Source organism: Bacillus sp. NMTD17, from assembly GCF_002998735.1.
Lineage (GTDB): Bacteria > Bacillota > Bacilli > Bacillales > Bacillaceae > Bacillus.
The window spans coordinates 544,169-557,546 of record NZ_PVRH01000002.1; the positions used below are offsets into that span (position 1 = coordinate 544,169).

At 37.0% G+C, this 13,378-nt stretch carries 14 protein-coding genes and 1 pseudogene; 5 read left to right on the forward strand and 10 right to left on the reverse strand.

Annotated features, from left to right (window positions below; translation table 11 throughout):
- Positions 1 to 67: 67 nt before the first annotated feature.
- From C6347_RS07885 to C6347_RS07905, 4 genes are all read right to left on the reverse strand, one after another.
- Positions 68 to 301, reverse strand: a complete 234-nt coding sequence (locus C6347_RS07885) for a hypothetical protein (RefSeq protein ID WP_106071557.1) — start codon at positions 299 to 301, stop codon at positions 68 to 70.
- A gap of 224 nt (positions 302 to 525) precedes the next feature.
- On the reverse strand, positions 526 to 1,659 hold the full coding sequence (locus C6347_RS07895; protein WP_106036712.1) for a Rap family tetratricopeptide repeat protein: 1,134 nt from the start codon (positions 1,657 to 1,659) through the stop codon (positions 526 to 528).
- A 244-nt stretch (positions 1,660 to 1,903) separates the two neighbouring features.
- On the reverse strand, positions 1,904 to 2,425 hold the full coding sequence (locus C6347_RS07900; protein ID WP_060596056.1) for a ClbS/DfsB family four-helix bundle protein: 522 nt from the start codon (positions 2,423 to 2,425) through the stop codon (positions 1,904 to 1,906).
- Between the two features lie 416 nt (positions 2,426 to 2,841).
- Complete coding sequence (locus C6347_RS07905) at positions 2,842 to 3,999, reverse strand: MFS transporter (protein ID WP_106071558.1); 1,158 nt, start codon at positions 3,997 to 3,999, stop codon at positions 2,842 to 2,844.
- 127 nt (positions 4,000 to 4,126) lie between these two features.
- Here C6347_RS07905 and C6347_RS07910 point away from each other — a divergent pair, with 127 nt between their 5' ends.
- From C6347_RS07910 to C6347_RS07920, 3 genes and pseudogenes are all read left to right on the forward strand, one after another.
- Positions 4,127 to 5,017, forward strand: a complete 891-nt coding sequence (locus C6347_RS07910; RefSeq protein WP_106031527.1) for a LysR family transcriptional regulator — start codon at positions 4,127 to 4,129, stop codon at positions 5,015 to 5,017.
- Between the two features lie 202 nt (positions 5,018 to 5,219).
- Complete coding sequence (gene cuyB, locus C6347_RS07915; protein WP_060596053.1) at positions 5,220 to 5,918, forward strand: cysteate racemase; 699 nt, start codon at positions 5,220 to 5,222, stop codon at positions 5,916 to 5,918.
- 23 nt (positions 5,919 to 5,941) lie between these two features.
- A pseudogene (locus C6347_RS07920) lies at positions 5,942 to 6,817 on the forward strand (LysR family transcriptional regulator).
- Between the two features lie 45 nt (positions 6,818 to 6,862).
- Here the strand turns inward: C6347_RS07920 and C6347_RS07925 are convergent.
- Positions 6,863 to 7,759 carry a macrolide 2'-phosphotransferase gene (locus C6347_RS07925; protein ID WP_060596052.1) on the reverse strand — a complete coding sequence of 299 codons (897 nt, stop codon included), beginning with the start codon at positions 7,757 to 7,759 and terminating at the stop codon, positions 6,863 to 6,865.
- Positions 7,760 to 8,356: 597 nt separating this feature from the next.
- On the opposite strand from C6347_RS07925, the gene C6347_RS07930 reads away from it, so the two are divergent.
- A complete protein-coding gene (locus tag C6347_RS07930) occupies positions 8,357 to 8,605 on the forward strand; it encodes a DUF2651 family protein (protein WP_060596051.1) in 249 nt (82 codons plus the stop codon).
- Positions 8,606 to 8,647: 42 nt separating this feature from the next.
- Here the strand turns inward: C6347_RS07930 and C6347_RS07935 are convergent, their stop codons facing one another.
- The 5 genes from C6347_RS07935 to C6347_RS07955 form a co-directional block, all read right to left on the reverse strand.
- The gene (locus C6347_RS07935) at positions 8,648 to 9,478 is read right to left on the reverse strand and encodes an SMI1/KNR4 family protein (protein WP_106071559.1); all 831 of its coding nucleotides are present in this window, start codon (positions 9,476 to 9,478) and stop codon (positions 8,648 to 8,650) included.
- A 109-nt stretch (positions 9,479 to 9,587) separates the two neighbouring features.
- Positions 9,588 to 9,764, reverse strand: coding sequence for a hypothetical protein (locus C6347_RS07940; RefSeq protein WP_060596049.1), 177 nt, complete (start codon positions 9,762 to 9,764; stop codon positions 9,588 to 9,590).
- On the reverse strand, positions 9,754 to 10,872 hold the full coding sequence (locus C6347_RS07945) for a Rap family tetratricopeptide repeat protein (protein ID WP_060596048.1): 1,119 nt from the start codon (positions 10,870 to 10,872) through the stop codon (positions 9,754 to 9,756). The genes C6347_RS07940 and C6347_RS07945 overlap by 11 nt, the downstream gene beginning before the upstream one ends.
- A gap of 199 nt (positions 10,873 to 11,071) precedes the next feature.
- Positions 11,072 to 11,731, reverse strand: coding sequence for a type A chloramphenicol O-acetyltransferase (gene catA / locus C6347_RS07950; RefSeq protein ID WP_060596047.1), 660 nt, complete (start codon positions 11,729 to 11,731; stop codon positions 11,072 to 11,074).
- 112 nt (positions 11,732 to 11,843) lie between these two features.
- Positions 11,844 to 12,674 carry a sialate O-acetylesterase gene (locus C6347_RS07955; protein WP_106047662.1) on the reverse strand — a complete coding sequence of 277 codons (831 nt, stop codon included), beginning with the start codon at positions 12,672 to 12,674 and terminating at the stop codon, positions 11,844 to 11,846.
- Between the two features lie 166 nt (positions 12,675 to 12,840).
- Between C6347_RS07955 and C6347_RS07960 the strand changes: the two genes are divergently transcribed.
- The gene (locus C6347_RS07960) at positions 12,841 to 13,260 is read left to right on the forward strand and encodes a hypothetical protein (protein WP_060596046.1); all 420 of its coding nucleotides are present in this window, start codon (positions 12,841 to 12,843) and stop codon (positions 13,258 to 13,260) included.
- Positions 13,261 to 13,378 lie beyond the last annotated feature (118 nt).

Here is a 13,378-nt window from a genome sequence, read left to right on the forward strand (position 1 = left end):
TTTTCTCTTAAAATAGCATGTCCAATTTTTAAAAATAAAAAAGAACGGTCTTTAGCCGCTCACTTGTTTATTGATTTTCCTTTGAAGATTTAGCAAAGAGAAGGGTGACAATCAAATAGATAATTGTTCCGAAAAATAGACCATTTAACAAACCGATAAACAACATCTTACAAATCAGGCCAACATAATAAGACGCTGGCGTCCCTGGAAACACAGCCATATTGAACAGACTAATCATAAAGGTTAAAGCAAAAAATATAATGAAAATCCTTCGAAATAATGTTGATTTTAACATTGTCATTTTACTTCCTCCTCAGTATGTTTTCTATGGAAAAAATATTCTTTATTCATAGCATATATTCCGTTTTATAGTAAAAAGCCCTTAAAGGGCTTTTTACTTAAGCAGTATAACCAATACTTGCAGTATGACCTCTCCTAGCTTCATCATGACTTGCTGTCACTTCTGACGTAAAATAACTAACAACACTTATGACACTAATCATCACGAATACTACTGATAACGTTTTAAATTTCATACTGACAGTCCCCCCGCTTCACTTGAGTTTGGAAATAAAGAATCTTTTCATAGAAATGCATCGCATTGTCTTTATCTCCCATCTCATTATAATATTTTGCAGCATCTTTTGCTAAATCTTCTAGGTCAGGATACATTGACTTTATTTCTAACAATTCCATTATTTTTTCCAACTGCTCAAAATTGTTGTCAATGTATAGGGATCTTAAAAACTTGAATATCAATAATAGAACATGATCTTTCAGCTTTTCAGATAGTTCTATTCCGTTATTTAAAGCGTATGTACCTAAATCCTGTTCTTTCATTTTGAAGTAGGCTTTTGACAACATAATGAGCGGATCTAAGATTCTATTTAAATGCTCGTATCCCTGCTCTCTAAATGCTCTAATCGAGTCATTAAAGTGAATAATCGCTTGTGCTAATTCTTTGTTATGAAAATAACTCAACCCTAAATTATAAAGTGCTGATCCTTTTAATCGTTTTGTTGAGTTGTCGGCGGCTTTTTCTAGTGCGTGTTGAAAATGGGGTATTGCTTTTTCGGGGCAGCCCATATCTATATAGTTTAATCCAATGACAAAAGAACATTGGATTTCTCTTACTGTGTATGTATCTTTTTCTCGATAACATTCTATTGCCTGTGCGATATGGTGCATCGACATATGGGTTTGTTTCATGTGGTAATAGATTTCTGCCATCTTGTAATTGAACTCGGCACGTTCAATATCGTCGCTGACAAGAGACAGCTTTTTTTCTGCCCGCTTATAGAAGGTAATCGCATTGAGGTATTCGTAGTTTTCAAATTCGTACATGCCGTAGAAAAAATTGAAGTAATACTCGAGCAATCCTGTTAATTTCTCTTGATCCCTTTTGATCTTCATTGCGAGTTCCCTAAAGTTCGCCCGCTCTTTTCCATTTTCTAAAGGATTCAAGTAATCAAGCATTAATTTATGTCTGAACTCCATAAGTGAGAAATACAATAATAAATCCTGATTCTCTTCCATATGATCAAGCATTGATTTGATTTCTTCTTTATATGCGTCGGCGTCCGGTACGTTAAATCTTTGAATATGATAATACCATTCATTGATTTTCAAGCCGACGTGAGAAGAAAGCACTTTCTCCATCCGTCCTTACCCCTCCCTCTATTTTCCCTATAATGACATATATTATCATTTTGTGAATCGTCCGACACCGAAAAGAAACCGCAAAAATAAGAAAAAAAGCTCCTGTAAAGAAGCCATGTGAGTGATCGTAATTTTGATAAGAAGGAATAACTGGGCTCGAATCAGCGCCCCCTGTTCTCTCTAAAATAAGATGATACAATCAAGTTTAGTTCTAACGAAATATGTACATCGTATATCCTTCACGTCATACTTGTTTTAATCGTTTCCATTTACGAATTTGAGTACGGAAATTTTTAAAAGGAGCAACGGTATTCACATGAATAAATTTATAAACTGGCCAAACAGCCTTTGCTGTCGCATCATCCGCCCATTTTCGTTGATGAGGTTCAAACACTTCTTCTTCACTCATACGATCCAACATATCACAAATAGTTAAAACATTCTGTTTGAGCTGAGCTCTTAATGCGACTAGTGATTGGCAGGCATACTTCTCATTAAAAAGAGAATATAATGTGCCAAGCTGATTCCATTTATAACCTTCTGCTGGCGTATGGACAACCTTTCCTTCAGTTTCGTGTTGCTCCCATTGAAGCAGCAGGGTTGTCCAACCAACTTGATAGGCCAAATTTTCTGCAGGAGTTCGGCTTACATCCTCTATTCGATCATCTTTCATTTCTTCTGGAATCATATTGAATTCTTCATCGTATTGATTGTACGTCTTCATGATTGCTTGCTTTAAAATGTCTTTCGACTCATAGCTTGTCATATTATTCACCTCTAGTTCTTTTTATGCAAATTTTTCTCGGAACATATCTTGCAAAAATAACTGGAGCTCATGATACTGAATTATTCTATCGCCTTCTGTTTTACAGTCTCTATTATAATCAAACTCTTAATCGAGCAAAAAAGCAATAGCATTTCTGGTTAAATGAAAGGATCACTGGTGTTTACTCCTAAAACAACAAAAGAGAGACAATACTTGCCTCCTTTAGGTGACTCTATTATTTTGTGAAATATTCCATTATTGCGCAAACTCAATAAAGAAAAGCTATAAAAGCGGCTGCGAAAAATGAAGACATTCCTTACGTTCCATCATAAACAAGCACCCAGTATCTCTACCCAGGCTCCCCTTCTTAAGCAATAAAACCTCCCCGTTTTGATTGAAATGTGAAGCAGCATGATTTAACTCGACACTTCTTCCTCTTTTCTACCTAATTTCATTGATAACTGAACACCAATCATCAATGAGACAATGACGAGCATTGCGACAATGGAAGCTTGAAAATGTCCGCTTAGATCGAAAACCAAGCCAATGAAAAACGGACCAAACCCGCCCATGATGTATCCGCCCATCTGCGACATAGCGGACCATGTACCAGCCTCCTCCGGTGTACGCGTCTCAATAATGGGCAGCATAAGTGCTAAAGGAAATAATCCACCTGCCCCAATCCCTAGAAAAATGACGGCTGGCAAAATAGGCATTGGAAGTAGAAGGAAAATAAGGCCGATCAGCTCTGACACGCTGCATAAAATCAGAAATAATTTCGGTTTTCCTAAGCGAGTGACGACTCCTGGAACGAGTAGTGCCACCGGAATCTGAATCAGTGTAAATATCGTTAGCAGCATGGCGGCATACTGTGGACTATTTCCAAAACTAAGGGCGATGGGTGAAATCCATGCTGTTAACGAATAGAACATACTGGACATAAAGCCAAAGAACAAGGTGAATTGAATGGCTTTTCTGTTTCGCAGCGGTAGCCTTAGCGGTAAAACTGCATGATCAGCCTGTTGTTTTTTCCGAGCCAGCCCTAGCCATAAGATCAATGCGATGATCCCTAAAACCGCCCAGCAAGACAAGGCGAGCGGAAGGTTATGCTCACTGCGAAGATATATCGGAATGGTGAAGCCAGAAGCAAGTGCTGCACCAATCGTCATCGAAATAGAATAGACACTCACAATCCCCGGGTTTTTCGGGAAATACTTTTTGATAAAACTAGACAACAATGGTCCTGCAAAGCTAATTCCAACTCCTCCTGCAAATGCAGTGATGAGAAGGATGGCAACCGTTTGACTCGTCCCACGTAATCCAGTAGCGATCGTGATGAGAAGAATCGAGAAAAAGAGGGTTCTCTCTAAACCAAAACGGCGGCTTAGTTTAGTTGCTACAGGTGCAAAGACCCCCATGCACAAGACCGGTAAAGTAGTTAGAAGACTTGCTGTCAGTGCACTGACACCAAGGTCTGTTTGGATCATGCTCATCATAGAAGCCACGGACGTAATGATTGGGCGCAAGTTTAGTGCAGCTAAAAATAAAGCGGTTAAATAAAATATTTTTTTCATCAATGCTCTTCTTCCTCTCTCATCTTGTTGAAGTTACTTTGAGTATAAATCTGCCGCATTCATTGATCAATACAATAATTCGTATTATGATGATAGTAAAAAACTATTAATTATGAAAGGATGACAAATGGATACTCGGCATATTACATATTTCATGGCTGTATTCGATCATTTACATTTCACAAAAGCTGCTGAGCAATTAGGGATATCACAGCCTACATTAAGCCAACAGATTCGGCTGCTTGAAGCAGAAGTTGGGATGCCGCTCTTTGATCGAATCGGTAAAAAAGTCGTTGCAACTGAAGCGGGTTCTCTGCTTTATCAATATGGTATGAAAATGCTTCAAGCTGAAAGAGATGCAAAAAATGCGATGAAAGAACTGTTATCTGAAAAACGAGGAACCGTACGACTTGCAGTACTCCCCTCCGATCTTGACTTTCAGCTTGTTCCGCTATTTGTAGAATTTAAAACACTTTATCCCGAAACCAATCTGAAAGCATATTCAACGATCTTCGTTCGTGAAGAAGTACTGTCGCATAAAGTGGACCTCGGCATCGGGCTGCGTGGGCCTGCGGATAAGCGTCTCGTTCAAATTCCACTTGGAAGTGAGCCCTACGAATTATTTGTTCATTCAGAAAGTGATCTAGCCCAAAAGAGTGAAGTGACATTGGAAGAGCTGACGCAGCATGCCTTGGTTATGTATCCGAAGGGATATCTAGGAAGGGATTTAGTAGATGACGTATGTAAAGAACAGGGTGTTGAACTGGACACCGTCATGGAAGTTGGGTCCGCATCTTCATTATTGCAGCTGGTTGAAGCCGGCATCGGTGCAACCATTCAGCCGCGAGGGTTGCTGCAATACCATTCGACGTGGCCAAATATTGTTTCGATTCCTATTGCTGATCCGGCGCCTGTTCGTCACTTGGAATTAACTTATTATGCAGATCGATTTGTCAGTAAAGCACAGCAGCAGCTATCTGAATGGCTGATAGACTTTTTCAAATCAAAAACAAACTAAAAAGTGAGGTTAAACATGAGTGCAAACAGCATATTTACAAGGACACACCGGGTTGTTATTCGCCAATTTCAATCAGAGAGGGCCGCTAAGTGCTATTAAAAGACGCTTTTGATAAACCTTCTATATACATATAGAACTTTTCTATAACGCTCACCATGCTTTATTTTTTTATAATAGAAAAAAAAGAAATGTGGTGGCGTATATGTTTACAACGATCGGAATTATGGGCGGGATGAGTCCTTTAGCAACGATTGATCTGATGAAAAAAATCATTTCTCATACACCAGCGATAAAAGATCAGGATCATATCCATGTGATTGCTGATAATTATCCTCAAATCCCTGATAGAACCAATGCCATATTTGGGAAAAGCGAAGATCCTACAGATGATATGATTGCATCAGCTAAGAGATTAGAACGTGCAAGAGCGGACTTTATTCTCATTGCATGCAATACCGCTCACTTCTTTTTAGAAAACGTACAACATTCCACCCATATCCCTATTATGAATATGCCATTAGAAACCGCAAATTACCTGAACAAACATCAATATACATCTGTGGGCTTACTATGTACTGATGGAACATTAAAAACCCAGCTCTATCAAAAGGCTTGTGCTCATCACAAGATTGACGTCATGATTCCTAGTGAAAATCTTCAGAAAAACGTGATGAATGGGATATATGCGGTGAAAGCAGGAAAATTAAGTAAAGGCGAAAGTGAATTGGCGTTAGCTGCAGAAATTTTAATCAATCAAGGAGCAGAAGCCATCATTGCCGGCTGTACAGAAATCCCCTTAGTACTAAGGTCAACTAAAGATGTGAAAGTGATTGACCCTACTGTCATTTTGGCGAAAGAAGCTGTAAAATTAGTGTATGAGCTTGAAAAGCTAAACATTTAAAGAACGTAATATAAGGGGATAAAATGAATATTGAGAATATAGAAGTGTTTATTTATGTATGCCAGCTAGGCAGTATCAATAAAGCTGCGGAAGCACTGTATTTAACCCAGCCTTCTGTTTCGGCACGTATTCAATCGTTAGAAAAAGAATTAGACCTGAAATTATTTGATAGACAGAGAAATAAACTATCTCTGACGGAAAAAGGTGAACAGTTTTACCCGCATGCCAAAAAGATCCTCCATTCTTATCAAGAAGCAAAGCATAGTCTCAAACAAACGATGATCCCTTATGAATTGACGATTGGATGCGCATCCTCTATTTCCAATAATCTATTGCCTAACATATTACCCGCACTAAAAGAAAAATACGAAAACCTGAAAGTGAAAATCGTAACAGGACATTCAAAGGATGTTGTCAAAAAAGTGATTAACAACCAAGTAGACTTTGGGATTGTCAGAACTGAAACACATCCTCAAATTGAATCAATCCCTATTTTCAGCGATCCAATCGGGCTGTTCGTCCCAACTCATCACCCGCTCGCCAGCCATGACAACATCAATATGAAAGAACTAGAAGAACAGCCTTTTATTTTCTTTGACTATGGATCATTTGATTGGTTGATGCTCCACCGATTATTTCAAAAAAACAACATCACACCGAACATTTCCATTGAGGTTGATTATATGGAAACCGCAAAAAATTTAGTGCTTTAAGGAATGGGACTATCGTTTCTTCCTCATCATTGTGTTAGAAATGAGGTAGAACAAGGAACATTAAAACAAATTTCAATCGATCCATCCATCAATTTCAATATCAATATCGAGTTCATTTATAAAAAAGGAAAATCAAAATCCGTTTTCATTGATCAACTCAAACAGTTTTTTCATGAATTAGATTAAAAAAAGCCCTTTTTAGGGGCTTTTTTTTGGATTCGTCCTGATTGATTAGCTTTCGTTTGCCAACATGTATGCTGCAGTTTCATGCATATCTTTCAAACCTGATCTCTGTGCGTACTCGGCCACAGTGATCGCACTTGTAGTCAGAAGTTCTATTATATGTTCATCCATTCCTGGCCAAGTTCTCCCGCCTGCTTTTTCATACGCATGGATAAGTTTTGTTAATCCTTCTTTCCCAAAGAGAAGTTGATGCGACAAAAAGTCTGCAGATACATCACCAACCCCCACTTCAGACCAATCAATCACACCCGTAACACATTGATTTTCATCAATCAGAATGTGGCCAGGATGTAAATCTCCATGCTTCACCCCCACGAAAGGCGGCCATAAAGAATCTTTTGCTAGCCATGCTTGCCAGCGCTCCCATAAACCGCTGTTAATGGTGTATTGCGATTTGACACGTTCCATTCGCTGTTTCATTGATTCTCTTAATTCATGAGCACTGAGCATCTCCACACCGAGCGTTTTAAAAGGCTGTTGATCTAAGGAATGTACATTTGCTAAAACTCTTCCTAATGATTCGTAATAGGCTTGCGGTACATTCGTTTGGTCAAAACTCCACACATATGATTGCTTCTCCACATCAATACTTGCCGCCGGTACCCCCTCTAATTGTTTATAAGCAATCAGACTTTCTGTAAAGATAGACCACTGAGGGACCTGAAATTGAACCTGCTTACTAATATGATCTAATGTCTTTTTTTCTTGTAAGGTATGTTTCATTGATTCAGGTCTGCGAGGCACTCTTAATATCCATTGATCACCATGTAAATCTTCGACATGTGCGACACGGAAATCAACACCTGATTCATTTATTTTGATGGTATTCTCTAAAATCTCTAATCCGTGATGATTGGCTAATTGCTTTAAATCTAGTCTATTCATATTCTTTTCCTCCAATTGCTCATTTATTCATGATCAACAGGCGTTAAGAAAATCATCAAAAAAACCACAAATAGGCTGCTATCTGTGGCTAGAGTAAACACGGCTAGACTCATATCTCTCTTTATATCAATAAAAAATTACAAAAAAAGACAGAAACGATATCTGTCTGTCTTCAAGTAAAGTTACATACTTGACCGCTGAAGATGTTTAAAAATGTGCAGACTACCCCGTTTACTCTGTTTGATGAAAACAGAGCCTTTGAACATATGAAATTATTGATTGTTCAAAGTTTGCTGGCGTAATCTTCCTGCATGCATCATCTTTAACCATCCTCCTCTTTGTCATATAAAGTTACTATACTTTATTTAAATATGACTTTCAATAAGATTACAAAAAAAAGGATTTAAAATCATCCGACTTCCCATCGAATTACATATAATGTAATAAATGCATTTACTTATGTTATGATATGGTTATTGATTCTTTTGTCTAATAAATTTATTAAACTCAAAAACCCGATGTACTATGAATTTTGAGTGTATGAGAGGCAATTAGAACAAATCAAATGTAGCTAAGTCATTTAAAGGGAGAATTGGTATGACTCATTTAGAATTCGTATTCGGCTTGCTTCCAGTAAGTACGATCATCGCTTCTTTTATCGTCACATTGTTTGTACAAAAGGTTTATTTCATGCCAGTTGTGAGCTTTATCATTTTGCTCATCCTGACATTTACACTTTTTAATGGCTCTTTCTTAGGGTGGTCAGTTGTTTACACTTTAGGCTCATTCATTGCTTCATATATAGCATTATTCATCATGAAAACTTTAAATAAAAAGAGGTCTTAAACTACATTTTAAAAGCCCTTTTCAGGGGCTTTTATTCTTTCACTATCGTTTTTTCACTGGATGAATGTCTTCTCCCAAAAAAGCGGTATTAGGCTCACCACTATTTTCTAGAAACTCCGCTATTTCTTTCAACTCTTGATTGATACGGTCATTCCTTGGCATATCCGGGTTTAACAGAAGGATGGAGTGAATCGTTGTCGCTGCTTCATACAAAACATGTTGATCGTTTATCTGTTGGATGCATTGTTTCACACGATTGAAAAACCATTCGATCTCTTCTGTTTCTTCCATCGGATAATGTGCCATTTTGAATAGATTCTGCTGACGAAGGTCCTGCCTATCAAATATGTGTTCAAGCTCTTCTTTACTGACATATAAATCCGAAGCTTCCTCCTCAATCTCTACTACTTCGACCATCGCATCTTCAGCTGTATATAACTGCCCAATAAAATCATCGAAAGTATCTGCCAGCTTAAAATCTACTTCCAGCTCTAAATCGAAATAGTGAATAGGAGGATGTTCCTTCGTTTTTCGATAATCCATTGCGATCCATGTATCTTCTTCTCCGCTGATGATCACAAGTCCCTCAGGCAGATCCAATTCATCACTTAACTGGGGACTGTTCATAATTCCAACACCTTTTGCGATTCCTCTTAGATGGTCAAATTGAACATGATCCTCTGCCCAAGAATTTGGCCGTTCGGTTGGAAAAGCATTACGAACTGTAAAACCACCGTTCCAATCTAAAATGAGCTTTTTATATGTATCAGGTAAAGTGACGCCAAGTCTTCCTTCTGCTTCACGAATTTTTTCCTCATCTACCTTTTCTAACGTGAAAGGACTCTCTTCTTCTTTCTCCCAAAATGGCTTCAAAGTGGGTGCCTCCCTATATCTATTGAGATAAGTATAACATTGACCAACTGTTCATTTGCTCATTCTACTTCATAAAAAAACAGACTATTAAAGTCTGTTTTAATCTTGTCTATACGTTTTCAGAGGTTGTATTTCGATCAATCATAGTCGTGTTTCGATTTGATTTTTGTTGTTCCTCCATTGTTGTATTCCGAATTGATTTTGTTCCAATGATTTTCAAAGTTTCTGCTGTTGAAACACTTAACAATACAATGGATACAATGACTAGTAATTTTTTAATAATCATACAGACACTCTCCTTTTTGAATATCATTTTGAGCTTTAAGAGCCTTTCTATAATATTCGGCAGCTTTTTCAAAGTCCCCCTTTTTTTCAGAAGATAATCCTATACTTTGAGCAAATGCCTCGACATAGACATATAGTTGCTTTTCCTCAAAATAATCTAGCACTTCTTGAATTGCTTTCTCATTACCATCTATATAAATCGCTTTTAAAGCTTTAAATAACATCAAACACAACGAATCATTTCTCTCTAAGGAGCACTTAAGACCATCTTCTACGAGTGGAGCGGCTTCATCATGTTGACTAGACTTATACAACGACCAACTTAAACTAAATAGGGTGATTGGTTTTATATCAATACTTCGTGGTGTAATAATGTCTAAAACTTCTCTGTAGCGTATGATTGCTTCAGTGTACTTTTGTTGTCGATCATATGTATTCGCTATGTTCAATAGAATTTTAGCAATTAACATATTATCGGCGAGCTCTTCTGCTATAGAAAAAGCTGTATTTAGATGCTCTAATGACTTGTCATATCGCTTGAAATCATCATAATTTCCTGCAATAACAATCAAGCTTTGTATTTGGCGAACTTTATATTGTTCATGCTGCTTATAGATGTCTAAGGCCTTTATAATATGATGCATAGAAACATGAGTTTGTTTCATAATATAGTAGGCTTCAGCCACCTTGAAGTGAAACTCTGCTTGCTCAATATCATCAACAACCAATGCGAGCTGCCTTTCAGCGATCTTATAATATTGGATAGCCTGTATGTATTCTTTTTTACTAAACTCATACATTCCTCTAAAAAAAGCATTATAGTATTGCAGCATACCAGAAAGTTGATGATTTGAATTTTCGATTTTATCAACCAAATCAGAAACAGAAGGCGATCGTTTTTCTGAAGGTTTAATATAATCGAGCATAAGCTGATGTCGAAAACACATTAATTGATAATAAATGAGCAGATCTTGATCCTCTTCCATCCGTTCAATTTCTCGTTCTACCTCAGATTTCAATATCTCTGCATCTGGAACGCTGAATTGCCGAATCATTTTATACCATTCATTTATTTTCACACCAACATGTGAAGAAAGAACTTTCTCCATCCCTTATTCCCCTTCCACTAATTTCCCTTATATTACATTTATTATCACATGTATGAGTTTACAAATCACCGAAAAGAAACCGCAAAAAGAACAGTTGAGTAACATAAAGTGATTTTACACATTTTTTTCACACAACAAAAAAGCAGACTCTACAAAGTTTGCCTTTTTCTAAAAATCAAATGACTACACCTTTTGAAAACTAAATATACAATGACTCGCTTAACCACTCTTCACAATGTTCTATAAGCCATCTCAAATATTCCACATATAGACCGACATGATAGCCGTCGCAAACAGCATGATGTACTTGAATCGAAACGGGCAGGGTGATTTTTTCTCCTTTCATCTTAAATTGACCTAACGTAAATATTGGCAGCAAGTAAGTTTCATCTGTAGATACATTAAGGTTAAAAGAAGTAAAATCAATCCAAGGTAGACTTGAAATATTGAACATGTTCTCTGGCATATTAGGTTTCGGAAATAGTTTGTTACTTTCACTATAAGTTTCAATGTCCGTTACACAGCTTTTATAAAACTGAGCAAAGTTTTCGTCATAAGGCGTCCAAATACTTGAAAATGTCTTTGTTTCTTTATTTAGAATCGTATAACTAGGATGGAGAAGTTCCCAATGACCAAGTTCATTGTTTACTAGATCCATCCGAAACTCCGGTATTTTTTGCACAGCTCTTGCTAACAAATAAATTTGCACAGGATATACTTTTAGCTTTTTTTCTTTTAATATTGCATGCAATTTCGTGATGTCTAGATTGATCACCAGGCTATATGAGCATCGGGTTACCTTCATATAATGATGAAAGTGCTCTTTTCTCGGATAATTTTCATCTATTTGTTTAAACATTTTTATCTCCTCCTGAATGTGATTTACTGTATTCAGGAGGAGACTTTATCTGTTTTCACCACCACAATCATCCTTTCAAGAGATATATTATGTTTCAGTCTATCACTTGAGCCTACGATAAAACCTTCAACAACTCTTCGTAAGTCATCTTGCCCAACGTGAATTTTTCTAGTGCTATATATGTTTTCTCCGCTGAGGTATTCATTCTATTATGACATTCATTCACTAACTCATATTCATTTGGTAATGGTTCATGTATATGTTCTTTTTTTCGAAATGCTTCATAATATCTTATACCAAATATTCTCTGAGACATCGCATTGATGTGAATTCCGTCTGGGTTAGGTGCAAGGCCTTTGGCAGTAACATAATAACAATTTTCATGATGATGTGCATATTTTTTTAGTTCTTCATTCATCAGTTGATATTCCACACACCCTGCGCCAAATGCTGTTTTTCCCAAGAAATCGCCCAAGCCTCCTATTACAAGCGGAATGTTAGGTACAGATAATTCAGTTCTTAGTTCATGAAATAATCTTATTATTTTTTCATAGTATTCTTTGTATTTCCCATCTTGGCTGTCGCTTTCTCCTTGATGCCATAATATCCCGACCAATTCGCTATTTTCCTTTGCAAATTTAGCTTCACTTATAGCATGACGAAATAATGCTCCATCCTGCGACCACTCGTCAATGGAACTGCCACCCTCTGCACAAGGAATAAGGCCAATCTTTTCTCCTTCATGATCCATACACCAAGACTCCGCAAAGGAAGCAGCTAGTCCTACGCCAGCTACCAGCCTATCAAAATGAATGGGTTCAGTCATCATTTGCCATCTACCATTTCGCAGCATCATGATTCTTTCATTATAAATCGGAGGCACTTCATGTTTGAAGCCGCGCCCCGCCATATTTGATTGTCCAATTAGTAAAAATGACTTCATATCTTTCTACCCTCGCTAAATATTTTATCAAATATATATTCACCTGAACGTTATCATTTTACCCTTCCTTTATTTTTTCACATTTGTCTACTTTTGTCGAAAGGATAGTAAACAGAAATTACTTAGTGTAAGATCCTTATGCATCTATCAATCAGGAGGATCGACTATGAAGAAATATTTTGTATTATTTTTTACATGTTTATTATTGTTAACAGCTTGTAGCAATGCAGCATCTACTAAAAAACAGCTCACAACAGACAACGTGATTGAAGCGTTCAAAAGTGCTGGACTTGAAGCAGAAAAACCAACTGATCTTGAACAAAAAGAGTTTGGAAATATAAGAGAAGAAGGAAAAAGGATTCTCATTCCTTCTTTAGGTGAAAATGCTGGTGGAAGGATTTTTAAATTTGGAAATGAAACTGACCTTAACCAGGCCAAATCTTATTATGATGAGTTGGGCAATGCTGGATCTATGTTCTTCTCTCACACATATTCAAAAGGGAACTTCCTGCTTCAAATGAACGGAGAAATGAAGGATTCTGAATTTGAAAAATATAAGAAAGTGATGGATGAGGAAATAAAATAGTTTCATATTTTTTACTTATTGCTTCTTTAATCTTTAACAAGAAGGGTTCTTTACGATGGTCTCTAATTAAGCTGGATCGAACTGTCACCTCTACCCAGTCAAGGTAGAGGTATAGAAT